This window comes from Solemya pervernicosa gill symbiont, from assembly GCF_002020875.1.
GTDB lineage: Bacteria > Pseudomonadota > Gammaproteobacteria.
Genome location: NZ_MPRL01000001.1, coordinates 64,153 through 89,727, shown reverse-complemented (window position 1 = coordinate 89,727; position 25,575 = coordinate 64,153). Strand labels below are relative to the sequence as shown.

Here is a 25,575-nt window from a genome sequence, read left to right as displayed (position 1 = left end):
ATAGGTATACTGCCCATATCGACATCTCAAATTGAGACTTTTTTCCCGGCATTCAGGAGCCCGTTCAGTGGATTCAGCACTATTTCTCGAGAACATACATGAAGCACTTAATAATCAGGTAGATGAACTCACATTGGAGACTGCATTTCAGGAGCTGGAAAAGTGGGATTCACTCGCATCCGTCTCAACTGTTGCGATGATCTATGCGGAGTATGACGTACAGGTCTCTGGTGATGAACTGCTCTCATGTAAAACGCTGGGAGAGTTAAAAAACAAAATCGTGCAAAAACAGCAGATGCTCTCCTGATGGATGCCATCCTTGAGGGCGTCAGAGTTGTTGGCCTCTCTGTGGCCGTGCCAAAACAGATCGAACAGGTATCAGAAAGCGGCTATGGAGATGAGTCGCTGCGCGAACGGTTCTCAGCAGCCACAGGGATCAAGCAGAGGCGACTCTGTAATCGCGACCAGTTCGGCTCTGATCTTGCGCACGCAGCCGCTGACCGCCTGCTCAGCGAGTTAGGCTGGGATCGTGGTGAAATCGATGCATTGATCTATCTCACCCAAACCCCTGATGTTGCCCTTCCAGCGACCGCATGCATTCTGCAAGACCGCCTTGGACTCCCTAGTAGCTGTGCGGCCTTCGATGTAAACCAGGGCTGTGCAGGCTACCCTTACGGGCTCTATATTGCGGGCAGTTTTTTGAGAGAAAATGGTCCGAAAAAGGTCCTGCTTCTCGTCGGTGATACGGCGGGAAAGATCAAAGTACCCTCCAGAAGAGATGAGATTGCCCCTCTTTTTGGCGACGCGATCTCAGCCACCGCACTTGAGCTTTCTAACAACGCCGAACCAATGTACTTCCAATTTGGCACCGATGGTTCCGGCTGGGATGTCATCATGGAGCGCCGTCCGTGTGGTAATCCACCCTTTACCCGCGATAATTATATCCACGAAACCCTCGATGGTGGCGAGGTGGCATGCAGCACACCGTTTGAAATGCGTGGTGAAGACGTATTCAACTTCTCAACTGCAACCGCCCCTAAGATCGTCAAAGAATTACTCGATTTTGCACAGCTTGAGAAAGATTCGATCGACGCCTTTATCTTTCATCAGGCTAACAAGATGATTAACAATTTCATCGGCAAACGCTTGAAACTCGAGCCTGAAAAAACCCCCTCAACACTTGAGGAGTTTGGCAACACCAGCTCAGCAACCATTCCAATCACACTCCTACACCGTTGCCGAGAGCCACTCACATCTGGCTCGATGAGTCTTGTTTTATGCGGCTTTGGAGTGGGCCTCTCCTGGGCATCTGTCGCCTGCAGGCTGGACAGCCTGGTTATTCCTGAATTGGTCGAGATATGAGTTCAAAGCCATTCTCACTAGAGGGTAAGTGCTGCCTGATCACTGGAGCCTCATCAGGGATCGGCCAGGAGACTGCCAGCTCAATTGCCGCCAATGGTGGCAGAGTTATTGCGACAGGACGCAACATTGAACGACTGCAAAACACCCTTGAACAACTGGAAGGGGAAGGACATCAGGGCATCCAGGCCGATCTTTTACAACAGAGCGACATTGCCCACCTGGTCAAACAATGTCCAACCCTGCACGGAGTCGTACACTGTGCCGGTGGCTCCCGTGTTGCTCCGATCAAATACACTACCGATAAAATCATGCGCGAGCTTCACGCCATCAATGTTGAAGCCCCGGTAGCACTGACCCGAGAACTGGTAAAGAGAGGCACCATTGCTGCCGGTGGCTCACTGATTTTCATATCTTCACTCTCAGCCAAATTTGGATGGCCCGGTTTTGTAGCCTATGGATCGAGCAAGGCGGCTCTAATTGGCGTTTCACAATCACTGGCAAGCGAATTGGCCGCGACCAGAATTCGTTGCAACTGCCTTGCGCCGGGTATGGTCAAGACTCCCATGCTCAACGGCGGCTACTCAGAAGAGCAGCTCAGCACGGATGAGCAAGGCTACCCATTTGGATACGGCACACCTCAGGACATTGCCAATGCCATCCTCTTTTTTCTCTCTGATGCAAGCCGCTGGATAACAGGCCAAACACTGATTATGGATGGCGGCGCTACCCTGCAATGACACAAAAACTCTATATTATCAGCGCTGGCTCTTTTGGCAGGGAACTCTACTATTTGGCGCGCGGCTTCTCTCCAAGACATCATCAGCACGGCTTTGAGCCAATAATATTTCTGGATGACCGAGAAGATATATTGCAAGGCAAACATCTCAATGGCGCACGCATTCAGGAGCCAGTAGAATCTCACCAACCCGAATCATCAGCCGCCTATCTCTGCGCAATAGGCGATCCAAAAATCAGAGAACACTACGCAGCACTCATTACTGATCGAGGCGGGAAATTCGCCACCATCGTCTCTGAAAAGGCAAACTGCAACCCGGACAACACCCACCTCAAGCAAGGCGTCATCATTTCACCGTTCTGTGTTATCTCATGTGATGTCCAACTCGGCCCACACACCTTCGTATCGAGCCACACAACCATCAGCCATGACGTCCAGAGTGGTAATTGTTGTCAAATCGGCTCGCACGTTGTGATCGGTGGCAAAGCCATGATTGGGAATCGCGTCACCATACACCCACATGCGACGATTCTGCCCGGTATAAATATCGCAGACGATGCAACGATCGGAGCAGGATCAGTTGTCATCAGAGATGTGCATCAGGGCGAAACCGTATTTGGCATCCCTGCCATGACGGTCAAACATTAACGACACGCAGCGAGCTTCATCATGAACCCCAGATGTAGATACAGCGAACAAGAGATCATCAAACGTATCTCATCGTGGTGTCTGAAAAATACGACAGCCTCCCTCTCGACAGAGATTGAAGCTGACACGCTCTTCTTCGAAGTGGATGAACGATGGGAACACCGACTAATTCTCTGGCGCGAAATAAATCCCTTTGTCAAAGAACATATCGGCGTTTCAGACCTTTACCCAGATGAACTTAATGCACGACTAACCATTCGTCAGCTTGCAAAACAGTTAACATCTACACCACTCGAAACCGAGCAGCCTCCACACTCAGACCACTTCCCAGAAAACAAAATCAAGGATCCAACACTCTTTATACTTGGAGTACCCAGATCGGGAACAACCCTTTTCAGAACACTACTCACTGGTCACCCGCTTCTTAATGCGCCGCCTGAACTCCATCTTCTTGGTTACAACACAATGAAAGCGCGAGAACGAAAAATTGTTGATGCCGGCCCCATGTGGAAACTCTACGGCTTGGCACAAACACTCGCTGAACAGTTGAACATGAGCATCGGAGAGGCATTTATATATGTGAGCAATCTCACCTATAGGGACATCCCCATTCACAAACTCTACCAACTCATCCATAGCACCAGCAGCAAGCCGATCCTTATCGACAAAACGCCCAGCTATATACGCAATATCAACATCATCGCCTCTGCCGAGAGGATCTTTGAGGAACCTAAATACATCCACTTAGTCAGGCACCCCTGCGCAGTCACCGACTCAATGATGCGCCTCAAAGAGGCAGACGTACTGTTTCAGAATTTGGACACTTTTCATGACATGGAAAACATGTGGCTGGAGAGAAACAGGACCGCTATTGCTTTTCTTGAAACCATACCCGGCAAACGGAAATTCTTAATTAGATACGAAGATCTTATTCAAAACACCGAGCAAAAAATGCACGAGCTATGTAACTTCATTGGCATTAATTTCTCCGAAGCGATGCTAACCCCGTATAGCGGCAATCGCTTAATTGATGGCATCGGTGATCCCAACCTAAAAACAAGGAATAACGTTGACCACACCCTAGTTGATGCGTGGAGAGCAAGAGTAGATACCAGACATCTCAGCGATGATTCTCGTGAGCTCGCCATCCATTTCGGCTACCAACTCTAGACATAACCGAAAGAGCATCATGTTTTCCATGCCAAACCGACTAAGATCCACTATCGAAAAATTTCGAGACTGGATCACACTTAAAATCCTTAAAGAACCCACCACACAACCTATTTACTGGACGCTCTCATCCGTCTACCTTTTCAGGGCAATCTACACCTGTACAGAACTAAAGATTGCCGACCTGCTCTATTTCAAACCGATGAGGATTGATCAGCTTTCAACAAAAACCAAAACCGACGCCAAATCACTCGACAGATTAATGCGCGCACTCACATCCTTTGACATCTTCAAACTCAGCCAGGATGGATATTACGAAAACACACCATTGTCTTTACAACTACTTAATAGCAATGAGAACCCTATTAGCAACTGGGTTCTTTTCAGTGGAAACAGTGAAAATTGGAACGCCTACGCCAATTCAACCAAATGCATAAAAACAGGGGTGAGCGCTTTCGAGACAACCCACAAAATCAGTTTTTATGACTTTATGGAAAAAAACAGATCATATGGTGAACAGTTCAGATCCGGTATGAATGCATGGAGCCATTGGCAAAGCACCCAGATCATCAACGCTTATGACTTTAGTCGATTCAGACGAATCGTTGATATTGGCGGAGGCCGTGGTGCTCTTCTGACCAAGATATTAACCACCTATCCAAATACTCATGGAGAGCTTTTCGATAGCCAGCAGGCTATTGAACTTGCCACAGCAAGCATAAACACTTTGAAACTGAACGACCGCTGCAGCCTCCAGAGTGGCGATTTTTTCTCTGATTTACCAACCAATGGCGATGCCTACATCCTCAAACATGTGTTACGTGACTGGAGTGACGCCGAATGTCTCGCAATCCTCAAACGTTGCCGAAAAGCCATGGCGAAAAACGGCCGACTCATTCTCATCGAAGGTGTAATTGATAGCGCCAAGAATCATAGCCGACTGCAAAAACTGATCGATCTTGAACAACTCTTCTGGCTCGGCGGCAAGATGCGCACCCTGACGGAGTGGAAAACCTTACTCAACAGGTGCGATTTTTCAGTCAGCTCTATCACTGGAACGACTATCGCAGATGTCACTATTATTGAGGCTTATCCATCGTAACCGTACCATCATAACTAATGAAACTTATCAGACACCTCCTAACGATCTAGGCACTGACAAATAGCGATGAAATTCGTAATACTGGCACCCAGCTACAACGAAAACATCGGTGGCATTATTGCGCTCCATCGCCTCTGCCACCTGCTCATTCAAGAGGGGCACGACGCTTCGATCTGGCCCTATAAAAAACCGCGCCTGTCCGCGAACCCGCTACGAAACATCTACTTGCGCATCAAATACGCCAACCGAATCAGAAAGTCCCCCTTCCAACTCAATCCAATACTCAACAGCCGCATTGCTGAGGCAACAGATATTGATGATGCAATTGTCATCTATCCTGAAATCATCCAGTCCAACCCGCTCAATGCCGCAAAGGTTGTCAGGTGGTTTCTCTATTCACCCAACTCTTCACTCCGCAAACCTATCGATTATCGAGAGGGTGAACTCTATTTCTACTTTCATAAGGTGTTCAATGATGATGAGATCAATCCAGATAGTGACAATCAGCTACAGACATACTGGTTGAGGGATGACATCTATTCAAACCAACATCGAGACAAGCGCAGCGGCAGCTGTCACATCCTGCGCAAGGGAAAGAGAAGGAAGTTAATCCATGACACGTCTGACTCGATACTGATCGATGGCAAAAGCCACACGGAAATCGCAGATATCTTCAACTCGGTTGAGTACTGCATCTCGTACGACCCACACACACTCTACTCCACCTACGCAGCTCTCTGCGGCTGTACTAGCATCATCGTGCCTGATGAAGATCAGAAGCATAGTGACGCTTCAAGCAGCAATCGACGCCCGGGTATTGCCTATGGATTTGAACAGATCGAACATGCCAGGGCGACGCAAGGCGAAGCATTAACGTTAATAAAAACATTGGAACAGAAGTCAAACGACACGGTGAAGCGTTTTGTCAAAAAGTGCCGAAGGCATTTCTACAACCAATCTTGACACCATACATTTTGGTTACGTACGACCAGCCCCGTCTTCAGCTGTTACTAAATTGCGGATGATATCCACCACCCGCTCGACATCAAACTCACTCATCTCTGCAGAGATCGGTAAACAGATCACCTGCTCAGATCTGCTCCGGGCATTGAGCAGAACATTATCTACCGAAGGATTATTTTCAACATACATTGGCATATCACTCAACAACGGGTAGAAGTATCGGCGTACGTTAGATCTGCTGCTCGATAAAGCGCTTATAAAGCTGATCTCGGCTAATCGGAAAATCCTCCGCAACAAGGATCGGAAAATAGCCATGATTAAAATGGCTCACCCTCTCACTTTCACTTTCACTTTCAAACAAAACCACATCACTAACAGCGACAAGCAACTCATGGTATTACCTGAATACCGCCACCCTCCGAGTGATAGCCTCATCAACATGTTTTAACTGCAGCAATCCAACAGCTGCATGAAATTTGCTCATCTTGCCATTAATACCTGACATAACGACTGAGGTCTCGCTCTCAAAACCGAAGTTACGCAATAGGTCGATTTCTCGCTTGCTCTGCTCATCTCTACAGATAATCGCCCCCCTTCCAGGGTGTTGAAGACCTTGGTTGCATGAAAACTGAGTATCGAGAGATCACCGCACTTCATGATCGATTCACCAGACTGCATCACACCGAAAGCTTGTGCCGCATCATAGAGAGGCTTGAGACCAAACCGCTCCGCAAGTGCCTCGAATGCTTCGGTATTACATGGCAGGCCATAGCAGTGCACTGGCAAAATAGCCGAGGTCGTTCCGGTAATGAGCGACTCAACCCTTTCGGGATCGAGGTTAAAACCCTCAGATTCGATATCAGCGAATACTGATTTTTTATGTTACTCCACAATAGCGCATGTGATGTCGCAGCAAACGTGTAGGGTGTCGTAATCACCTCACCACTTAATCTCAGGGCCTTGAGCGCCATTAACGGCGCAGTCGTGCCACTCGAGACAAGCGAAAGATACTCAACTCCCAAATAGTCGCAAAGCGCCTGTTCCAACGCATCGTGGAGTGCCAACCCCATTAGTCAGCTGCCTGCTCTGCCATATCTGTTCCAGATAGGGTTGCAACTCCTCCAGCGGAGGAAATGAGGGTTGGGTTACGATTATGGGTTCTTTTGATTGCACATTTGATTGTGATGATATTGTGATAGCGGCATGCTAACGCTGACACACCGTCAGCCACGCCACTTGAACATCGCCATGGATAGCGCTATACAAAACAATAAGATAGCCGACAGGATGCCACTATGAAGATTGCCCCCCCCGATGACGACCTGCAGCTTCGCACCATGGTCAAGTCAAATGAAAAGAGCAGCGAGGTCCACGATGTCGACATTGTCGAACCCTACGCGCCGATCAAATCGACCGAGGAGCGCAAGGTGCGCATGCCTCGCGAGGGGGAGGAGCGGCGCCACGCACAACGCCGCCGGGAGCAGCAGAAGGTGCTACTCGATACCCGCGATGAGCACGAGCGGCGTGCCGCCGCGCGTCGCCATCAAGATCGTGACCATCTCGATGAGGAGCCTGAAGAGATTCGCCCCCACGGTATCGATGTCGAGGCCTAACGCCTCAACGGCGACAGCTACTCCGTCTCCACCCCACCACCGACAATCACCGTCACCATCCGCTCTGGATTGAGCCGGGCACGAAAACGCTGCGCCACACCCTCGCGCTGTAGCGCCTCAATACGGGCGTTAAATGTGTCGAGATAGTCGAGTGGCAGCCCGTAGAAACCGATCATCGCCAGATAGCCGATGATCTTCTTGTTGCTATCGATGCGCAGCGGGAAGCCGCCGGTAATGTTTTTGCGCGATGCGATGAACTCCTTGTCGCTCGCCCCCTTGTCGAGATACGTCTGCAAGGTCTCACGCAGCAGCTTAATCGCCTCATCACGCTGCTCATTCTTGGTCTTCAGTCCCATCTGGAACGGCCCACTTTCGGCCATTGGCGAAAAATAGCTATAGACGCTGTAGGTGAGGCCGCGCTTCTCACGAATCTCATCACTTAACTTCGATGAGAGACCACTACCACCCAAGACATGGTTGGCCAGATAGAGGGCAAAGTGGTCTGCTTCACCGCGACGTATACCGGGCTGACCAATCAGCACCGTGGTCTGGCTGGAGCTGTGGTTGATACGGATCGTCTTCGACTCGGTCAGTGCTGGCACCTTTGGCAGGGCAGCAGCCCGTTTGCCCTTGGGCAAATTCTTCACAAGACGCTCCGCCACCTGCTCAGCCCCTTTGCGATCGAGATCACCGACGATAGCGATCACCGCATTGGCGGCGACGTAGTAGCGTTGATGGAAGGCTGCCACATCCTTGCGCGTCAGTGCCGCAATGCTCTCTTCGGTACCATTTGAAGGCGAGGCGTAGGGGTGATCCCCATAGAGTGCTTTATAAAAAGCGCGACTCGCCACCGTACCCGGCGACTGCAATTTCATCCGCAACCCGACCTGCATGCGACTACGCTCACGTTCAAAAACGTCTTTATCAAAACGCGGCTTGACCAGTAGTGTCGCCAGAGTATCGAGCGACTGATCGAGAATCGGGCCGTCGCTGAGGGTGCGCAGCGTTACCAATCCCATATCGCGCAGCGCATCGTTGCCGAAGTTGGCGCCCACCCCCTCAAAACGAGCCGCAATCTGCTCGCTACTCCACTCACCTGCACCCTCAGCGAGCAGACCGTTAGTCAACGAGGCGAGGCCCGCTTTACCTCCATCACGGGCACTACCGGCATCGAAGACCACACGCAGATCGACCATCGGCAGGCCTCGCGCCTCGACAAAGTAGACCCGCGCACCGTTCGAGGTGGTCCAGTGCTCGATATCGGGTGAGGCCATTAGCAGCGCGGGGATCAGTGCAACGGCGGCCACCACACTCTTCATACAACGTTGAATTGGATTATCCACCGTGACGCCCTCCTGCAGTAGCAGGTCGACGCGACTTACCCTGCTCCATCGGTTGCGGGTCGAGTACCGCCACCGTCAGCCGCTCATCGACCAGATATTTTTTCGCCACCTGCTGCACCTGCGCCGGGGTGATACTGCGCACCCGCTCGACATACTCATCGAGGTGTTTCCAACCGAGTCCGATTGTCTCCAGGGTGCCGATCTGCATCGCCTGGTAAAAGATTGAATCGCGTTCATAGACGGCAGCGGCCACTACCTGCGCCTTGACCCGCTTCATCTCATCAGCTCCGACCGGCTCGTTTTTAATCTTCTCAATCTGCTCACGCAGCCCCTGCTCTACCGCTTCAACACTCTGTCCCTCTGCGGGAATACCGTCGAAGAGGAACAGATCAGAGAGTCGGTCGTAGAGGCCATAACCGGCACCGGCACTGGCGGCGATCTGACTGCCTCGTACCAGTGTGTTGGCCAACCGTGCACTATCACCACCATCTAGAATGCCGGCCAGCACCTCCAGTGCGTAGGGCTCCCAGTCGGCCTCAGTAGTGTTGAGTACCGGCGCCTTGTAACCCATCAGTAGATAGGGTTGGCGCGCTGGCAGCTTGACGTTGATACGACGAATACCGAGCTGCTCGGGTTCAATACGTGGCTTGAGCGGTTTCAGATCACTTGGCTTGAGTGGTCCGAAGTGCTGCTTGGCCAACGCATATACCTCTTCGGGAACGACATCACCCGCCACCACCAGAGTAGCGTTGTTAGGGGCATACCAACGCTGGTACCAGGCGCGCAGGTCTTCGACCTCCATACTCTCCAGATCGTTCATCCAACCAATCACCGGCATCCGATAGGGGCTGGCGGTGAAGGCGGTGGCACGGAACTGCTCGTAGGTCATCGCCGTCGGCTTGTCCTCGGTGCGGGTACGTCGCTCCTCGATCACCACCTGGCGCTCCTTGTGAAACTCCTCCTCGGGCAACAGTAGACCCCGCATTCGGTCCGCCTCCAGCTCGAAGGCGATCGGCAGACGACTCTTCTCCAGGCGCTGAAAGTAGGCCGTATAGTCGAGACTGGTAAAGGCGTTCTCGCTGCCGCCGTTCTCAGCGATGATGCGTGAGAATTCACCCGGCGCGTGTTTCTTGGTCCCTTTGAACATCATATGTTCAAGCACATGGGAGACACCGGTAATGCCGTCGTGCTCATAGCTTGAGCCGACCTTGTACCAGATCTGAGAGACCACCACGGGCGCGCGGTGGTCCTCATGCACAATAATCTTGAGTCCATTTTCAAGTCGATACTCATGGGCACTATCGTTTGCCAGCGTTACTGCCGGCAGCAGTAGAATAGAGATGGATAAGAGGCGTTTCAGCATAGTTCTCACTCTGAATTTGTTAATTGTTCTTCGGCCTACTCCAGGCACCGTGCGGATGTTACGATACCGCACTCCCCGATACGACCACGATTGCCATGTTTGGTTTCAAAAAAGAGAAGAGTAGCCCAGAAGAGAAGCCCGTAGAGAAGAAGGGGCTATTCGGCCGTATACGCCAGGGGCTGAGCCGCACCCGCGAGGTGCTCAATACCGATGTGCGCGACCTGATCGCCGCCAAGCGCACCATCGACGATGAGGTGCTCGAAGAGCTCGAGACCCAGCTGCTGCTGGCCGACGTTGGTATTGAGGCGACTCAGTCGATTATTGCCGAGCTGACGGAACGTGTTTCACGCCAGGAGCTCGACGACGCTGAGGCACTGTTCGCCGCCCTGCGTGAACAGATGATCGCCATTCTTGAGCCCTGCGCCAAACCACTCGACCCGCCTAGCGACATCAAACCCTTCACCATCCTGATGGTCGGTATCAACGGTGCTGGCAAGACCACCACCATCGGCAAGCTTGCTCGTCGTTTTCAGGATCAGGGCCGTTCGGTGGTACTCGCGGCCGGCGACACCTTCCGTGCCGCCGCCGTCGAGCAGTTGCAGACCTGGGGTGAGCGCAACAACATCAACGTCATCGCCCAGCACAGCGGTGCCGACTCCGCCTCGGTTATCTTCGACGGTGTCGAGGCCGCAACGGCACGCAATACAGACATCCTGATCGCTGACACCGCCGGTCGACTCCATACCCAGGGCAACCTGATGGAGGAGTTGAAGAAGATCAAACGGGTAATGGGTAAAAAGAATGAACAGGCACCACATGAGGTGATGCTGGTTGTCGACGCTGGCACTGGGCAGAATGCGCTCAACCAGGCGGAGCAGTTCCACAATGCGGTCGGCCTGACTGGTATAACCCTGACCAAGCTCGACGGTACCGCCAAGGGCGGCATCGTCATCGCCATCGCCAAACGACTTGGCATCCCGATCCGTTTCATCGGTGTGGGTGAGGGAATCGAGGATCTACGCCCCTTCGATGCCAGCGAGTTTGTCGATGCCCTGCTACAGACGCAGGGCGAAGAACAATAATAACTAAACTGCAGGAGAGGCCTGTTCGGCTCAAAGATGATCCGTTTCGATAACGTCAGCAAACGCTACGCCGAGGGTCACGATGCGCTACGCAACGTCAACTTCCACCTCGAAAGCGGCGAGTTCGCATTCCTCACCGGCCACTCCGGTGCCGGCAAGAGCACCTTGCTGAAACTAATTGCCCTCATCGAACACCCCACACGCGGACAGGTAGTGATCGATGGACAGAACATGGCGCGCATCAAACGACGCCAGATCCCCTATGTACGGCGCAAGGTGGGGCTGATCTTTCAAAACCACCGCCTGCTCTGTGACCGCACCGTATTTGAGAATGTCGCCCTACCGCTGGTGATCGAAGGGTATCGTCCCCGAGAGATCGGCCGCCGCGTGCGCGCGGCGCTAGATAAGGTAGGACTGCTGAGACAGGAGCGGGCCTTACCGATCAGCCTCTCTGGCGGCGAGCAGCAGCGTGTCGGAATTGCACGAGCAGTGGTCAACAAACCACCGCTGCTACTGGCCGATGAGCCAACCGGCAACCTCGACCCCGAGCTCTCAGAGGAGATCATGGGGCTGTTCGAGCAGTTCAACCAGGTCGGGGTAACGGTGATTGTCGCCAGTCACGACCTGCACCTGATCAAACGTCTCGGACACCGCACCCTGGTGCTCGACCACGGCCAGATGCAGAGCGTCGTACCGAGATCAGGCAGATGAGTCGAAAAGAGCAGAGTCGTCGCAGCGAAGGGGCCAGCACCGCTCGCCCCGCCGGCCGTATCGACAGCTGGCTACGCAACCACCGTGACGCCTTCCATACCGGCCTCGATCCGCTGCTCAACACCCCCTTCTCAGCGCTGATGACCATTGCGGTAATCGGCATTGCCCTGGCACTACCTGCGGGGCTTTTCACCATTCTGACCACCCTGCAGCCGCTTGGTAGCAACCTTGAGGGAGCAGCTCAGATCTCAATATTTCTCAAACACGATCTGCAGCACGCCGACTCTCGATCACTGATCGACCAATTAGAACAGAACAGCGACATCGCCTCTGTGGAGACGATCTCTCGTGACAGCGCACTGCAGGAGTTCCGTAATCTCTCCGGATTCGAACAGGCGATTGATGCACTGCCAGAAAACCCTCTACCTGCAGTAGTCGTGGTTCTTCCTGCCGCCCATCTGAACGATCCGCTGATGATCGATCAGCTGGTCAACTCATTTCGCAGTGAACCGGAAGCAGAGCTGGTACAGCTCGACATGGCCTGGGTACAGCGACTCCACTCGCTGATGGCGCTCGGGCAGCGCGCTGTCACCATAATTGCTGCGCTGCTCACCCTGGCGGTGCTATTGGTGATCGGCAATACCATTCGCCTCGATGTACAGAACCGTCGGGAAGAGAGCGAGATTATTAAACTGATCGGTGGCACCGATGCCTTCATCCGCCGCCCCTTCCTCTACGGTGGCCTCTGGTACGGCCTCTGCGGTGGCTTTGCCGCTGTGCTGCTGGTCGGCATTGCCCTATGGCTACTTGAAGGCCCTGCCACGCGTCTCATTGGCCTCTACCACAGCACACTTGCACCTCCCCAACTCGACCTCACCACCACCGGCGCACTGCTCGGCGCAGGGGCACTGCTCGGTCTGTTCGGCTCGCAGATCGCGGTCGGTCGCCACCTGCGTGCCATCGAACCTCGTTAACGTTCCAACGCCGCACCGATTCGCTTACACTCCGTTGGGCAGGATCAAAACAATTAATAATAATCAATCCACCCTCATCAGGAGGGGCGCAGGTATGAGTGAAACCACCCGTATTCTGGTTGTGGATGGCTCCGAGGTCTCTCGTACCATCATCAGCCGCAGTCTCAACGATCAGCTTGATGATGCTGATATAACTGTCTGCGCCAATGCCGCTGAGGCCAACCAGCAGCTACAGCAGGCAGAATTCGACCTGATCACCACCTCACTGATGCTTCCCGATATCGATGGACTGGAGCTCTGTCGTCAGATTCGCGGCAGTGACAAACACCGTTTCACCCCGCTCATCGTTATCTCCGGTGATGCCGACGGCCGACTACTACGCGAGGGTTTTGCCGCCGGTGTCACCGACTACTATGACAAGAGCCGCGGATATAGCGGTTTTGCCCAGTTCATCAAACGCTTCACTCACCGCCAGAGTCGGCTCGAGGGTCATGCGCTATACGTTGAGGACAGCGCCACCGCAGCCGCCGTGAATGGTCAGATGATGCAACGCCATGGGCTGCGCATCACTCAGGTCGAATCTGCTGAGGGGGCGTTCGAGCTACTAAAAGAGTGCCTACCGGGTGGACCACGCTACCGCGATCCGTTCGATATCGTCATTACCGACTTCTTTCTCAAGGGCTCGATGACCGGTGGTGACCTGCTGCACGCGATCCGCACCCGCTTCAACCTCTCCCAACAGGAGATGCCAGTACTGGTGATTACTGGCAGTACCAGTGACGAACGCCAGGTGGAGGTGTTTCACGCCGGTGCCAACGACTTCGTCAGTAAGCCGATTGTTGAAGAGATCCTGATGGCTCGACTGCGCTCACTGCTGCTGATCAAACAGCAGTTCAGCGCACTGAGACGCCAGGCCGAGAAACTCCACCACCTCGCCATCACCGACATGCTCACCGGGGTGCGCAACAAGCGCTACCTACTCGATAATGGCGAGGACTTCCTCAATAACCAGCGCAATCAACCACTCTGGGCGATGCTGCTCGATATCGACCACTTCAAACAGATCAACGACACCCTGGGCCACATCACCGGCGACCGTGTACTCGAAGCGCTCGGCACACTACTGCTACAGAGCTTTCCCAAGGATTCGATGGTCGTACGCTTCGGTGGTGAGGAGTTTGCAGTCTTAATCCCTAACTGCAGCCGAGAAGAGGCCGTTGCACGGGCGGAAACGTTGCGTCTTGCGGTGGAGCGGTTACGACCTGTCGATATCGAGATCACCGCCAGCATCGGCATCTGCTCCACCCTCGATCACCCAGATCAGTCACTATCGAAGTTCCTCTCGCTCGCCGACAAGGCCCTATACGAGGCGAAGAGTCGTGGTCGTAACCAGTGCTGTATCTATACCCAACAGGGTATTGAGGCGATCACCCTATCCGTAAATACTCCCCCAACACTTGACGCACGAGGCGGAACTTCTTAGCTTATTGGCACTCCTAGGATGAGAGTGCTAATATCTCACTAGGTTAGTCAGTTATTTGAAGGGGGGCGCATGAGCCAGGCCTTAGTCTGTACCAACAATTCGTTACCGATCATTTCGTCGGGTAGTCTTGAGAGCTATATCCAGAGCGCCAAGACGATTCCTGTACTCAGCGTGGAAGAGGAGCGTGAGCTCGGCCAACGCCTGAAGAATGAGGGTGATCTTGAGGCCGCACGCCGACTGGTACTTTCCCACCTCCGTTTTGTGATCCATATCGCACGCAGCTACTCCGGTTACGGCCTGCCAATAGGCGATCTGGTACAGGAGGGCAATATCGGTCTAATGAAGGCAGTCAAACGCTACGATCCCGATCAGGGTGCGCGCCTGGTCTCCTTCGCTGTGCACTGGATTCGCGCGGAGATCCACGAATTTGTGCTGCGCAACTGGCGCATCGTAAAGGTAGCAACCACCAAGGCACAGCGTAAGCTCTTCTTTAATCTGCGCAAAAACAAAAAGCGCCTCGGCTGGTTCAGCAACGACGAAGTTGAAGCGGTTGCAAGCGATCTTGGCGTGAAAAAGGAGACCGTGCTCGAGATGGAGTCACGCCTCAGCGGCCACGACATCACCTTCGAGAACGACAATGATGACGATGATAGTCGCTATGTCGCACCCGAAAGTTACCTGCAAGACAACGCAACCGATCCGGCACGCCAGGTCGAGGCGACCGACTGGGAGAGTCACAACTCCGAACGACTACAAGCCGCCCTGCAGGGACTTGATGATCGCAGTCGTGACATCCTCTCCCAGCGCTGGATGAGCGAGCAGAAATCGACCCTGCACCAGCTAGCCGATCAGTACGGCATCTCAGCGGAGCGGATTCGACAGCTGGAGAACAATGCGATCAAAAAGCTGCGTAATGCGCTGACCTGATCTTATCCAACGCCAATAAAAAAGGCCCCGAACGGGGCCTTTTTTATTGGCTCCGATACATCGCTATACCGGCAGAAGAGATAGATCGAGGCAAGCTGCCACTGACTCTAACGTATGGTCGGGGTTAAACGGCACCCTTCCCAACAGCGGTGCCGAGATACGCTGAACGAGGGTATCGATATTCTGCTGCTCAACCTCCATCTGTGGCATTAGACTGTTGGCAACCCAGCCAGCCACCGTCAAACCACGCTGTTGAATGCTTTCGATCGTCAGCAGTGCGTGATTGAGACACCCCAGCCGTAGACCCACCACCACCACGACAGGCAGCTGCAACGCCACCACAAAATCGGCCAGGGTCAGCTCATCATCGATTGGTAGCAGCCAGCCACCGGCCCCCTCAACCACCACCCGGTCTGCACGATCACTAACCTGCAGATAGGCATCGACCAGCTGTGCCAACTCGATCGTCCGACCACTCTGGTTAGCGGCAATATGGGGGGCGATGGAGTCGTTATAGAGGTAGGGATTGATCAGCTCATAAGGGAGCGAGATGCTGGCGGCGTTCTGCAGGGCGATGGCATCACCATTGCGTAGCCCCTCAGCTGTCTCAATCGCACCCGCAGCGACGGGTTTCATCACACCAATCAAGCCGCCATTTTCGGCAAAGGCGTGTACCAGTGCGGTCGCAACTAAACTCTTGCCAACCTCGGTATCGGTACCCGTCACGAAATAGCCGGACATAAGCTCACCTCAGCAGAAACATCTATATGGCGTAATCAATTATCGGATAGGAGGTGCAAAACCAGAACAACCAACCATCGGTTAACGCTTTATCTGATCTATTGGGATCTGCACCACGCTCCCACCCTCTGGAACAGCCTCAGCCGCCCAGGCGTGGCCATAGACCACCTCGTATGTCGCTGGGAGCTTGCCACTGCTATCGCGAAATTGCTCATAGGCCTCACACATCATCTTCAGACGCTCTTTGCCGGTCATGCCTCTGGAGCGCCCCGAGGTGACGTTGTGAGCGCCGAGCGTCTTTAGATCAGACATCAGGCCACTCACCTTATCGTAGGTAACAACCATGTGTTCGATATCGACCACCGGCCCGTCAAAACCGGCCTGCATCAGCGCATCACCGACATCGTGCATATCGAGAAACCGGTTCACATGACTGCTGCCGTTATCAACCGCCTCCCAGCTGAGGCGCAGCTCCTTGAGCGTGTCGGGACCCAAGGTGGTAAACATCAACAGCCCCCCAGGCCTGAGCACTCGAGCAATCTCAGCAAAGGCCTCATCGATACTGTTCATCCACTGCAGCGCCAGACTGGAGACAATCAGGTCGACGCTTTTATCGGCCAGTGGCAGCCTCTCGATATCACCACAGACAAGCCCCGGCTTTCTCAACAGTGAGCCATGCGCACGAACTCGCGGCAACATCGCCTCAGCCAGATCGAGGCCGATCACCTTCGCCTTGCGATAGCGCTTCATCAACCACTGCACACACTGACCCGTTCCCGTACCCAGATCGAGAATCGTCTTGGGTTCGATCTTTACCAGCTCAAGGCGCTCAAGCATGCGCGAGGCGACCTCACGTTGTAGAACTGCCACCTCATCATATCGCTCTGCAGAGCGGTTAAAGGCGGAGCGGAGCTGCTGTTTATCGATCTGCTTATCATCCAGCAACTTAGTCACTCAAGAACTCCTTAATTGCCGCTATAAATGCATCAGGATGAGAAAGAAAGGGCGCATGCCCGGCACCCGCAATGACCGATAGCTGTGCAGTGGGAATCTCAGAGCATGTGTATTCACCCGCTCCGAGCGGGGCCAGTGTATCGTTTTCCCCCTGAATCACTAGAGTCGGCTGGTTGATCCTGGAGAGATCTGCTCTCAAATCGGCGTGACGTAGGACCTCCAATCCTCCCGCCAATGCCGCAGGGGTCGGCTCACCACGACTGAAGAGTTCACCGCGCAACGTACGCATCTCCTCACGCCCCTGCTCGGAGCCACGTGACTGCAGCACCAGAAAACGGAGCAGGGTAGCCCGGCAATCATCCCGCAACTGCTCAGCAAATTGCCCCAGCAGCTCATCATCCATGCCGTGCGACCACCCTTCTCGTTTGGTGAAACAGGGATTGGCACCCACCAGTATCAGCCTGGAGATCGGGACACCTGCAACAGCCGCAGCCATCGCTATGCGACCGCCTAGAGACCAGCCGAGCCAGATCGCCTCCTCAGGCAGGCTCGCAGCAAGACGCTCAACAACTCGATCCAGGGTGAACTCACCTTCAAGGCTACTTCGACCATGCCCCGGAAGATCGACGATATGGAGCTGGAACTGCTGCGCCAATCGTGTGGTAATCGAGCCCCAGATACCGCCGTGCATACCCCAGCCGTGCAGCATCACCAACGCCCTTCCAGCACCCATCGTCTTGATAGAGAGTTCAGCCACTGACCACGCTCCTCTCCAGCACTGAGAGTAACTGGTCTACATCGGCCTCGCTGTGACGCGCCGAGAGCGTGACCCTCAGGCGTGAACCCTCAGCTGGAACGGTGGGGGGACGGATGGCTGTCAGCAGTATGCCCTGCTGCCACAGTGATTCACTTACTGCGAGTGCACGCTCTGCGCTTCCGAGCAGGATCGGCTGTATCGGTGTCTCCGATGGCATCAGGTCGAGCCCTAGCTCCTGGGCACCCTGTCGAAATCGGGTAATCAACCCCTTCAGTTTCTCCCGCCTCCAATTTTCCGTAACAACAATCTGCAGGCTCGCCAGTGTAGCTACTGCAATGGCTGGTGGCTGCGCAGTGGTGTAGATATAACTACGCGCAAACTGGATCAACGTCTCGATCAGCGCTTCACTACCGGCAATAAAAGCACCCGCCGTACCAAACGCCTTGCCCAGGGTGCCCATCAAGATCGGCAACTGTGCCATATCGAGTCCGTACTGCTCAGCCACACCACCGCCATGCTCTCCGAGCACACCAAAACCGTGTGCATCGTCGATCATCAAGCTGGCATCGTGGAGCTTAGCCGTAGTGGCCAACTCCGTTACCGGGGCGATCGCACCATCCATACTGAAAACACCATCGCTGACCACCATGCGCTCTGCCTGGCCACTATCCCCCAGCATCTTCGCTAACGCAGCACAATCACCATGTGGGTAGCGTTTAAAGCGAGCACCGGAGAGCAATCCAGCATCGAGTAGAGAGGCGTGGTTGAGACGATCTTCAAAGATCGCATCCCCTCTCCCCATCAGTGCCGTCACGGCACCGAGATTGGCCATATATCCGGTGGAAAAGAGCAGTGCGCGCGGACGGCCAGTAAAATCGGCCAGCGCCTCTTCGAGTTCGTGATGGGCTCGGCTGTGGCCGTTGACCAGATGAGCAGAACCGCTGCCAACCCCATATTGATCGGCCCCTCGTTTGAATGCGGCAATCAGATCGGGGTGGTCTGCGAGACCAAGGTAGTCGTTACTACAGAAAGTGAGCACCTTACGACCATCGACCACCATAGCCGGGCTCTGCGGGCTCTCGACGACCTGCCGCTGTCGATAAAGCTGCTGCTCTCGTCGCTGCTGCAGCGCGACTGAAAGATCCTTCACGGCCAGCTAGCCGCGTGTAGAGCAGGCGCGACCCCAGAGACCCGCATCATCACTCTCTGCAGCATTGACTGGACGCGCCTCAACATCACGATCTTCAGCACGGATGCCCAATCGCTCGAAGAGCTGATGATCGTGATCGCTCTCAGGATTATCGGTTGTCAGCAGCTTCTCGCCGTAGAAGATCGAGTTGGCGCCCGCCATAAAACAGAGCGCCTGCAGTTCATCACTCATCTCATTGCGTCCCGCCGAGAGGCGTACATGCGACGCTGGCATCAGAATGCGTGCAACCGCGATGGTACGAACGAAATCGAAGGGATCGAGCTTATCGACACCATCAAGTGGCGTCCCCGCCACCTGTACCAACTGATTAATCGGCACACTTTCAGGATGCTGTGGAAGATTTGCCAACTGCTGCAATAGTGAGGCGCGATCCTTGGCACCCTCACCCATTCCAATAATGCCACCCGCACAGACCTTCATTCCCGCATCACGCACATGACTCAAGGTCTCGAGACGATCCTCGTAGGTGCGCGTTGAGATAATCTCACCATAAAACTCAGGGGAGGTATCGAGATTGTGGTTGTAGTAGTCGAGTCCCGCTGTTTTGAGCCGTGTCGTCTGCTCCTCACTCAACATACCGAGCGTTACACAGGTCTCCATACCGAGCTCTTTTACACCCGATATCATATCAAGCACATGCACAAAGTCGCGTTCATGTGGCGAACGCCAGGCCGCGCCCATGCAGAAGCGTGTCGCCCCCTTCTGCTTTGCCGTCTGTGCCGCTTCCAACACCTGCTCCAGCTCCATCAGCCTCTCGCGTTCGAGATCGGCGTTATGATGCGCACTCTGTGGGCAATAGGCACAATCCTCTGGGCAGGCACCCGTTTTGATACTAAGCAGGGTACTTACCTGGACCGCATTGGGATCAAAGTGCTGGCGATGAATCTGCTGCGCTTCAAAAAGAAGATCATTGAAGGGGTGCGCAAAGAGCGCTTCAATCTCGCTCAGCGACCAGTCATTACGCACCGCTCCCAACTGTGAAACACTCATCGCTTACCGCCCCTACTGTCTGAATGGGGCCACTATAGCGGCTGATGCCCACCAGTCAACGAGTAGCGACATCAAGTGTTTACAAACGACTAATAATCCGCCACTTTTGAGCAAAAAAAAGGGCGCCGTAGTGGCACCCTTTTATACACAACAACTAACGTTTGTTTAGAAGTTGAAGCGCAATCCAATCTCAAAATCGTGGAATGCACTATCAATCTCATATGGATTGATGCTTGCCTCAGCGGGATCGAAGTAGCGATAGCCGAAACGCAGTGATGACTCCGGGCTCATTTCTACGTTAAGACCCAGCATAACCTGGTAGGCAAAGACGGTCTCATTATCGTCGACCGAACCATCCCAGTTCATATTGGCCGCACCGATACCAGCACCGATGTAGGGAGTCACCTCCGAGCCTGTATCCATATCAAAGATACCGTTGAGCATTCCTGCTTGAACGCTCACATCAACACCTGGGCCCGCCTCATCGACATCCGCAGCACGATAGGCGTACTCTCCCTCGATTCGAAAACCATCCTCAACTTCTTGGCCGATTGCGACAGAGAAGAGATAGCCATTATCCATCTCTTGATCACCCAAGGTGCTCACTTCGGCATCGGTGGGTACATTGATACCACCACCAATAGCGAGATACCCATTCTCTGAGGCCTGTGCAGCACCAACAAACATAGATGCAGCTACAACTGCAGTGGAAATCAGCTTCTTATTCATAACAACTCCTTAATAAAGATTCATTAATAATTAAAATTTACGCAGTCGCCCCGCATCACACAAACAACACCGTTGTTTTTTTATGAGCTTCCCACTTAAAAAACGATAATAGACTAATCTGAAAAAAAATAAGCTTAATATTACGAATTGGTATCAGACACGCCTCACAATAAACCAATCCGTTGACTCAAATCACCAAACTCAAGGATGAGAGATGAAAACAGTTGTACAACGTATCATCGACACCACACTCCCGCACCACTGTCTGTTATGCGATAGCAGACACTGTCAGAATCAGCCTATCTGCCAGCACTGCCATGCTGCGCTACCTGTAATCAAACACGCCTGCCAGCAGTGCGGGATCCCACTAAAACGTGAGCAGGCGCGCTGTGGCAGGTGCATAAAAAAACCTCCCTACTACAGCACAAGCACCATCCCCTACCACTATGAACACCCCATCGACCGACTTATTCAGGCTCTAAAATTTGACGCAAAGATTGGTGTCGCACAGCTACTTGGTAAGCAGATTGCCAAACAGAGACTCAATCACGGCTCGACACCTCTACCACAGTGCATCATTCCCGTTCCGCTGCATCGCAGCAGGCTGCGTGAACGGGGATTCAACCAGTCACTAGAGATTGCACGTGCAATCTCAGAACATCTCGATATCACACTCAATTACCAGAGCTGCCAACGAAACCGTCCAACGGCAACCCAGACATCACTACCCGCTGCGCAACGAAGCGCCAATCTGCGCAATGCATTCTCTGCTGTAAGCATCGAAGAAGTCGACCATGTAGCGATCGTTGATGATGTGGTAACCACTGGCCACACGGCAAACGAGCTGGCACGACTCCTGCGCAGAGGAGGAATTAAAATAGTAGAGGTGTGGGCCGCCGCGCGTGCTGGGCGTTGAACAGTCATTCAGATGCCGTATTCAAGCAGCAATCCGACAAAGATCGCCATTCCGAACCAGTTGTTATCGAGAAACGCCTTGAAGCAGAGATCGCGATCACGGTTTTTAATCAATCGCTGCTGCTGAACAGCCAGCCCAGTCGCAACCAGCAAGCCCAGATAGAAGAAACCACCCAACTTGAGCTGTACACCGACCACCAGCAGCGTCAACAGGAGTAGCGCCTGGATAACTCCGATAATCACCCGGTCAAGTTCACCAAAGAGTATCGCCGTCGACTTCACACCGATCTTGATGTCGTCATCCCGATCAACCATTGCGTAGATCGTATCGTAAGCGGTCGCCCACAAAACCGTGGCGATGAAGATTAACCACGCCGCCTGAGGCACCTCACCCAGCTGAGCGGCGAAGGCCATCGGTACCGCCCAGCCAAAGGCAGCACCGAGGAAAACCTGAGGCAGATAGGTGTGACGTTTAGTAAAGGGATAGATCGCCGCAAGCGCTACACCAACGAAAGAGAGCATGATGGTCAGGCTGTTCATAAACAGCACCAACATGAAAGCAGCAACGCAGAGCGCGGCAAACAACTTCAATGCCTCGTTGGGCTCGACACGGCCAGACGCGATCGGGCGTTCACGGGTGCGGGAGACATGGGGATCGATCGCACGGTCGGCATAGTCATTGATGACACAGCCCGCCGAGCGCATTAAAACCACACCCAGAACAAAGACCAGCAGCACACCAATACGTGGCATGCCTTCCGCTGCAATCCAGAGCGCCCAGAGTGTCGGCCAGAGCAATAGCAGAATACCGATCGGCCGATCGAGCCGCATCAACAGTGCATATTGTTGCGTCCTCTCCTTTAACTGAGCACCGCGTGACGGCACCTGCTCAAAACGCTCATACTCCAACGTTAACAACTCCTGACTGTTCGAAAATTCGTGGCACGATTGTGCCAAGCAGGATAATAAAAGACCATCACCTAACGACCACAGCGCCCTGATGGAGCAGCTATCGCATGGATCGCTGGCAGAAAAATCTCACTCACCAACAGCGGTTTGCCACCGACACGAAATAACGATCGACGACCCCAGATATCCTCAGGCTGCTGCTCGAGCCCATGAGTAGCATGAGCAAAGAGTCGATGCCCTGGCACAATCTGTGCGATCTCCACCTCACTGCGCTGCATCGAGCGATCTGAAAAGAGCACCGCCCCCAACGGGCGATTACCGAGATGGGCGAGTCGTCGCTGCGGACCACTCAGGGTCGCCACCGGAATAACGCTGCGCGCAAAGACCCACGGCTCATCATCACATAGCAGCTGCACCTCGCGGATCAAGGCACGGTTTCCCGGACGCAGTGAGAGCAGATCGAGCTCACACTGTTCGGGACCTAGATAGCCGTGCTCGACCACCCGTACGCGAAAAGAACCGCCACATGCACGGCGCAGGCGCTGGGTCAGCGAGGCGGGATCGATCAACCAACGCCACACATCGGACGGCACCCGATTGTGCAGTAGTTGGCGCTGCCGCAGCCAGCGCGGTTCAATTGAGAGTTTCACTATTAGCTATTCCGGCAAGATTTGTAGCGGGCGCGATTATGACACGTAACCACGACTCGGCTACACCTCACCATAGCGCGACCCTTCGCCCAGCCAGCGCCGTATCAGTGGCGTCACATGTTCCGGGTAGTCGGCCAGCAGCGCCATGGAGGCACGCTCAACCTCAGGAAGCAACACCTGGTCACGCATCAGATCGGCGATACGAAAACTCATCTCACCAGTTTGGCGTGTACCAAGCACCTCGCCCGGTCCACGAATCTCCAGATCATGGCGTGAGATAACAAAGCCATCGTTACTCTCACGCATCACCATCAGGCGTCGCTTTGCTGTCTGTCCCAACGTTCCATGGTAGAGCAGCACACAACTGCTCTCGGCACTGCCTCGCCCGACACGTCCCCGCAGCTGGTGGAGTTGGGAGAGACCGAGACGTTCGGCATTTTCGATAATCATCAGACTGGCGTTGGGCACATCGACGCCGACCTCAATCACCGTAGTCGCCACCAGCAGATCGATCTCGGCGGCCTTGAAGGCGGCCATCACCCGCTCCTTCTCCACCGATTTCATACGTCCATGTACCAGACCGATCCGTAACCCAGGTAACATCTCCGCCATCTCGCTCGCAGTCGCCTCCGCCGCCTGCGCCTCCAGCAGCTCCGACTCCTCAATCAGGGTACAGACCCAGTAGGCCTGACGGCCATTACTGCACGCCTCACTAACCCGTGCCACCACCTCATCGCGGCGCGTATCGGAGAGCACGACCGTCTTCACCGGGGTACGTCCCGGCGGCAGCTCATCGATGATAGAGACATCGAGATCGGCGTAGAGCGACATCGCCAAGGTGCGTGGGATAGGCGTTGCGGTCATGATCAGCTGATGGGGATGACGTCCCGCCTTTATCCCCTTCTCGCGTAGCGCAAAGCGCTGATGCACACCAAAACGGTGCTGCTCATCGATCACCAACAGGCCGAGATGGTCGAAGAGGACATCGTCCTGAAACAGCGCATGGGTGCCGACCACAACACGGGCATGCCCCGCGCCAATTCTCGCCAACGCCTCGCTTCTCACCCGCCCTTTGCTACGCCCCGAGAGCCACGCCACCTCAATGCCGAGCGGCTCCAACCAGGCACTAAAATTCTGTAGATGCTGCTCAGCCAGCAGCTCGGTCGGTGCCATGATCGCGGCCTGAAAACCCGCCTCTACCGCACGCAGAATCGCCAACGCTGCGACCACCGTCTTGCCCGAACCAACATCGCCCTGCACCAGCCGCAGCATCGGTGCCTCGGCCTCGATATCACGATCAATCTCACCCACCACACGTCGTTGCGCAGCGGTCAGCTCAAAAGGCAGAGAGGTGAGCAGCTTTCTTCGCAACTGATCCGCAGCCTGCAACGTCGGCGCTGGCTGACGCTGCGCCTCCTCACGTAGTTTGCGCAGACTGAGATGGTGGGCGAGCAGCTCTTCGAATACCAGGCGCTGCTGCGACGGGTGCTCACCATCGACCAGCTGATCGAGCGGTGCCTCTTCGGGTGGGCGGTGCACATAGAGAATCGCCTCCGCCAGGGTGGGTAGTTGCAGCTGTTCAAGCAGCGGATCGGGCAACCACTCACGTAGCGCCTCACCACGCTCAAGCTTATCCAGCGCCTGGGCGATCAACTTTCTGAGGGTGAGTTGATGTACCCCTTCGGTCACCGGGTAGACAGCGGTGAGATGCGCATCGGTAGCGGCATCGAAACTATCGATCCGACTGTACTCGGGATGGATCAGCTCCAGCCTACTCGCACCAGGACGCACCTCACCGAAGCATCGCAGCAATGCACCACGTTCGAGCTGCGCCTTCTGCGCCGCCGAGAAGTGGAAAAAGCGCAATGTGATCGCTCCCGTACCATCACTCATCCGTACCAGCAGGGTACGGCGGCGACGGAACACCACCTCGGCCAGATCAACCTCGCCTTCGATCACCACCTGCATCCCAGGTCGTAACGAGCCGATCGGCACCACGCGGGTACGGTCCTCATAACGCAGCGGCAGATGGAAAAAGAGATCCTGAACCTGCTCGATAGCCAGCCTCTCAAGCCGCTCAGCCACCTTGGGGCCAACACCCTTCAACACCGTGACTGGTTGACGCTCCAGTGGCTGCTGTTTAATGGACTGGGATTTTGTTTGGCGCGACTTCAACGATTCAAGATTCCATGACAAGAGCGTGCCAGTTTACAATCAGAACGCCATCACGCACAGTGCACGGC

At 54.3% G+C, this 25,575-nt stretch carries 25 protein-coding genes and 1 pseudogene; 14 read left to right on the top strand and 12 right to left on the bottom strand.

Going from position 1 to position 25,575, the window contains the following annotated elements; all coding sequences use genetic code 11:
* Window positions 1-67: 67 nt before the first annotated feature.
* The 7 genes from BOW52_RS00405 to BOW52_RS00375 all read left to right on the top strand — a co-directional run bounded on the left by BOW52_RS00405 (window position 68) and on the right by BOW52_RS00375 (window position 5,981).
* Window positions 68-307, top strand: a complete 240-nt coding sequence (locus tag BOW52_RS00405) for an acyl carrier protein (protein ID WP_172840039.1) — start codon at window positions 68-70, stop codon at window positions 305-307.
* Entirely contained in the window at window positions 307-1,362 is a 1,056-nt protein-coding gene (locus BOW52_RS00400; RefSeq protein WP_078482094.1) for a ketoacyl-ACP synthase III, read from the top strand. Before BOW52_RS00405 ends, BOW52_RS00400 begins: the two co-directional genes overlap by 1 nt.
* A complete protein-coding gene (locus BOW52_RS00395) occupies window positions 1,359-2,099 on the top strand; it encodes an SDR family NAD(P)-dependent oxidoreductase (protein WP_078482093.1) in 741 nt (246 codons plus the stop codon). The genes BOW52_RS00400 and BOW52_RS00395 overlap by 4 nt, the downstream gene beginning before the upstream one ends.
* Window positions 2,096-2,746 carry a NeuD/PglB/VioB family sugar acetyltransferase gene (locus BOW52_RS00390; RefSeq protein ID WP_078482092.1) on the top strand — a complete coding sequence of 217 codons (651 nt, stop codon included), beginning with the start codon at window positions 2,096-2,098 and terminating at the stop codon, window positions 2,744-2,746. Before BOW52_RS00395 ends, BOW52_RS00390 begins: the two co-directional genes overlap by 4 nt.
* A 21-nt stretch (window positions 2,747-2,767) precedes the next feature.
* Window positions 2,768-3,916, top strand: a complete 1,149-nt coding sequence (locus tag BOW52_RS00385) for a sulfotransferase family protein (protein WP_078482091.1) — start codon at window positions 2,768-2,770, stop codon at window positions 3,914-3,916.
* A 19-nt stretch (window positions 3,917-3,935) separates the two neighbouring features.
* Window positions 3,936-5,018 (top strand): methyltransferase, encoded by a 1,083-nt coding sequence (locus tag BOW52_RS00380; RefSeq protein WP_172840038.1) that lies wholly within the window; start codon window positions 3,936-3,938, stop codon window positions 5,016-5,018.
* A gap of 66 nt (window positions 5,019-5,084) precedes the next feature.
* On the top strand, window positions 5,085-5,981 hold the full coding sequence (locus tag BOW52_RS00375) for a hypothetical protein (RefSeq protein WP_078482089.1): 897 nt from the start codon (window positions 5,085-5,087) through the stop codon (window positions 5,979-5,981).
* 15 nt (window positions 5,982-5,996) lie between these two features.
* Here BOW52_RS00375 and BOW52_RS00370 read toward each other — a convergent pair.
* A pseudogene (locus tag BOW52_RS00370) lies at window positions 5,997-7,154 on the bottom strand (DegT/DnrJ/EryC1/StrS family aminotransferase).
* A gap of 122 nt (window positions 7,155-7,276) precedes the next feature.
* Between BOW52_RS00370 and BOW52_RS00365 the strand changes: the two are divergent.
* The gene (locus tag BOW52_RS00365; protein ID WP_078482088.1) at window positions 7,277-7,594 is read left to right on the top strand and encodes a hypothetical protein; all 318 of its coding nucleotides are present in this window, start codon (window positions 7,277-7,279) and stop codon (window positions 7,592-7,594) included.
* A 17-nt stretch (window positions 7,595-7,611) separates the two neighbouring features.
* On the opposite strand, the gene BOW52_RS00360 is transcribed toward BOW52_RS00365, so the two are convergent.
* Both BOW52_RS00360 and BOW52_RS00355 read right to left on the bottom strand, forming a co-directional pair.
* Window positions 7,612-8,937, bottom strand: coding sequence for a M16 family metallopeptidase (locus tag BOW52_RS00360; RefSeq protein WP_236725585.1), 1,326 nt, complete (start codon window positions 8,935-8,937; stop codon window positions 7,612-7,614).
* Window positions 8,930-10,300 carry a M16 family metallopeptidase gene (locus BOW52_RS00355; protein ID WP_078482086.1) on the bottom strand — a complete coding sequence of 457 codons (1,371 nt, stop codon included), beginning with the start codon at window positions 10,298-10,300 and terminating at the stop codon, window positions 8,930-8,932. Before BOW52_RS00355 ends, BOW52_RS00360 begins: the two co-directional genes overlap by 8 nt.
* Window positions 10,301-10,395: 95 nt before the next feature.
* Between BOW52_RS00355 and ftsY the strand changes: the two genes are divergently transcribed.
* The 5 genes from ftsY (at window position 10,396) to rpoH (ending at window position 15,477) form a co-directional block, all read left to right on the top strand.
* Window positions 10,396-11,382: a signal recognition particle-docking protein FtsY gene (ftsY, locus tag BOW52_RS00350; RefSeq protein WP_078482137.1), complete on the top strand. Its 987-nt coding sequence runs from the start codon at window positions 10,396-10,398 to the stop codon at window positions 11,380-11,382.
* A gap of 36 nt (window positions 11,383-11,418) precedes the next feature.
* Window positions 11,419-12,093, top strand: coding sequence for a cell division ATP-binding protein FtsE (ftsE, locus tag BOW52_RS00345; protein ID WP_078482085.1), 675 nt, complete (start codon window positions 11,419-11,421; stop codon window positions 12,091-12,093).
* Window positions 12,090-13,067, top strand: a complete 978-nt coding sequence (ftsX, locus tag BOW52_RS00340; protein WP_078482084.1) for a permease-like cell division protein FtsX — start codon at window positions 12,090-12,092, stop codon at window positions 13,065-13,067. The genes ftsE and ftsX overlap by 4 nt, the downstream gene beginning before the upstream one ends.
* Before the next feature lie 94 nt (window positions 13,068-13,161).
* On the top strand, window positions 13,162-14,550 hold the full coding sequence (locus BOW52_RS00335) for a GGDEF domain-containing response regulator (protein WP_078482083.1): 1,389 nt from the start codon (window positions 13,162-13,164) through the stop codon (window positions 14,548-14,550).
* A 69-nt stretch (window positions 14,551-14,619) separates the two neighbouring features.
* Entirely contained in the window at window positions 14,620-15,477 is an 858-nt protein-coding gene (rpoH, locus tag BOW52_RS00330) for an RNA polymerase sigma factor RpoH (RefSeq protein WP_078482082.1), read from the top strand.
* A 63-nt stretch (window positions 15,478-15,540) separates the two neighbouring features.
* On the opposite strand, the gene bioD is transcribed toward rpoH, so the two are convergent.
* From bioD to BOW52_RS00300, 6 genes are all read right to left on the bottom strand, one after another.
* Complete coding sequence (bioD, locus tag BOW52_RS00325) at window positions 15,541-16,218, bottom strand: dethiobiotin synthase (protein WP_078482081.1); 678 nt, start codon at window positions 16,216-16,218, stop codon at window positions 15,541-15,543.
* An 81-nt stretch (window positions 16,219-16,299) separates the two neighbouring features.
* Complete coding sequence (gene bioC, locus BOW52_RS00320) at window positions 16,300-17,172, bottom strand: malonyl-ACP O-methyltransferase BioC (protein ID WP_236725584.1); 873 nt, start codon at window positions 17,170-17,172, stop codon at window positions 16,300-16,302.
* Complete coding sequence (bioH, locus tag BOW52_RS00315) at window positions 17,165-17,929, bottom strand: pimeloyl-ACP methyl ester esterase BioH (protein WP_078482080.1); 765 nt, start codon at window positions 17,927-17,929, stop codon at window positions 17,165-17,167. Before bioH ends, bioC begins: the two co-directional genes overlap by 8 nt.
* On the bottom strand, window positions 17,922-19,085 hold the full coding sequence (gene bioF, locus BOW52_RS00310) for an 8-amino-7-oxononanoate synthase (RefSeq protein WP_078482079.1): 1,164 nt from the start codon (window positions 19,083-19,085) through the stop codon (window positions 17,922-17,924). Before bioF ends, bioH begins: the two co-directional genes overlap by 8 nt.
* Window positions 19,086-20,129 (bottom strand): biotin synthase BioB, encoded by a 1,044-nt coding sequence (bioB, locus tag BOW52_RS00305; RefSeq protein ID WP_078482078.1) that lies wholly within the window; start codon window positions 20,127-20,129, stop codon window positions 19,086-19,088.
* 165 nt (window positions 20,130-20,294) lie between these two features.
* Entirely contained in the window at window positions 20,295-20,858 is a 564-nt protein-coding gene (locus tag BOW52_RS00300) for an outer membrane protein (protein WP_078482077.1), read from the bottom strand.
* 214 nt (window positions 20,859-21,072) lie between these two features.
* Between BOW52_RS00300 and BOW52_RS00295 the strand changes: the two genes are divergently transcribed.
* Window positions 21,073-21,774: a ComF family protein gene (locus BOW52_RS00295; protein ID WP_078482076.1), complete on the top strand. Its 702-nt coding sequence runs from the start codon at window positions 21,073-21,075 to the stop codon at window positions 21,772-21,774.
* Window positions 21,775-21,782: 8 nt separating this feature from the next.
* Here BOW52_RS00295 and ubiA read toward each other — a convergent pair whose 3' ends face one another.
* The 3 genes from ubiA to recG form a co-directional block, all read right to left on the bottom strand.
* Window positions 21,783-22,682 carry a 4-hydroxybenzoate octaprenyltransferase gene (gene ubiA, locus BOW52_RS00290; protein WP_269087620.1) on the bottom strand — a complete coding sequence of 300 codons (900 nt, stop codon included), beginning with the start codon at window positions 22,680-22,682 and terminating at the stop codon, window positions 21,783-21,785.
* Window positions 22,683-22,753: 71 nt separating this feature from the next.
* Window positions 22,754-23,332, bottom strand: a complete 579-nt coding sequence (locus BOW52_RS00285; RefSeq protein WP_172840037.1) for a chorismate--pyruvate lyase family protein — start codon at window positions 23,330-23,332, stop codon at window positions 22,754-22,756.
* A gap of 60 nt (window positions 23,333-23,392) precedes the next feature.
* The gene (recG, locus tag BOW52_RS00280) at window positions 23,393-25,507 is read right to left on the bottom strand and encodes an ATP-dependent DNA helicase RecG (RefSeq protein WP_078482073.1); all 2,115 of its coding nucleotides are present in this window, start codon (window positions 25,505-25,507) and stop codon (window positions 23,393-23,395) included.
* Between the last annotated feature and the right edge of the window lie 68 nt (window positions 25,508-25,575).

What these genes read in the sequence shown, in the direction of transcription:
- BOW52_RS00400 (WP_078482094.1), top strand. Translation starts at nt 307, where the DNA reads ATGGATGCCATCCTTGAGGGCGTCAGAGTTGTTGGCCTCTCTGTGGCC.
- BOW52_RS00395 (WP_078482093.1), top strand. Translation starts at nt 1,359, where the DNA reads ATGAGTTCAAAGCCATTCTCACTAGAGGGTAAGTGCTGCCTGATCACT.
- BOW52_RS00390 (WP_078482092.1), top strand. Translation starts at nt 2,096, where the DNA reads ATGACACAAAAACTCTATATTATCAGCGCTGGCTCTTTTGGCAGGGAA.
- BOW52_RS00385 (WP_078482091.1), top strand. Translation starts at nt 2,768, where the DNA reads ATGAACCCCAGATGTAGATACAGCGAACAAGAGATCATCAAACGTATC.
- BOW52_RS00380 (WP_172840038.1), top strand. Translation starts at nt 3,936, where the DNA reads ATGTTTTCCATGCCAAACCGACTAAGATCCACTATCGAAAAATTTCGA.
- BOW52_RS00375 (WP_078482089.1), top strand. Translation starts at nt 5,085, where the DNA reads ATGAAATTCGTAATACTGGCACCCAGCTACAACGAAAACATCGGTGGC.
- BOW52_RS00365 (WP_078482088.1), top strand. Translation starts at nt 7,277, where the DNA reads ATGAAGATTGCCCCCCCCGATGACGACCTGCAGCTTCGCACCATGGTC.
- BOW52_RS00355 (WP_078482086.1), bottom strand. Translation starts at nt 10,300, where the DNA reads ATGCTGAAACGCCTCTTATCCATCTCTATTCTACTGCTGCCGGCAGTA.
- ftsY (WP_078482137.1), top strand. Translation starts at nt 10,396, where the DNA reads ATGTTTGGTTTCAAAAAAGAGAAGAGTAGCCCAGAAGAGAAGCCCGTA.
- ftsE (WP_078482085.1), top strand. Translation starts at nt 11,419, where the DNA reads ATGATCCGTTTCGATAACGTCAGCAAACGCTACGCCGAGGGTCACGAT.
- ftsX (WP_078482084.1), top strand. Translation starts at nt 12,090, where the DNA reads ATGAGTCGAAAAGAGCAGAGTCGTCGCAGCGAAGGGGCCAGCACCGCT.
- BOW52_RS00335 (WP_078482083.1), top strand. Translation starts at nt 13,162, where the DNA reads ATGAGTGAAACCACCCGTATTCTGGTTGTGGATGGCTCCGAGGTCTCT.
- rpoH (WP_078482082.1), top strand. Translation starts at nt 14,620, where the DNA reads ATGAGCCAGGCCTTAGTCTGTACCAACAATTCGTTACCGATCATTTCG.
- bioD (WP_078482081.1), bottom strand. Translation starts at nt 16,218, where the DNA reads ATGTCCGGCTATTTCGTGACGGGTACCGATACCGAGGTTGGCAAGAGT.
- bioB (WP_078482078.1), bottom strand. Translation starts at nt 20,129, where the DNA reads ATGAGTGTTTCACAGTTGGGAGCGGTGCGTAATGACTGGTCGCTGAGC.
- BOW52_RS00300 (WP_078482077.1), bottom strand. Translation starts at nt 20,858, where the DNA reads ATGAATAAGAAGCTGATTTCCACTGCAGTTGTAGCTGCATCTATGTTT.
- BOW52_RS00295 (WP_078482076.1), top strand. Translation starts at nt 21,073, where the DNA reads ATGAAAACAGTTGTACAACGTATCATCGACACCACACTCCCGCACCAC.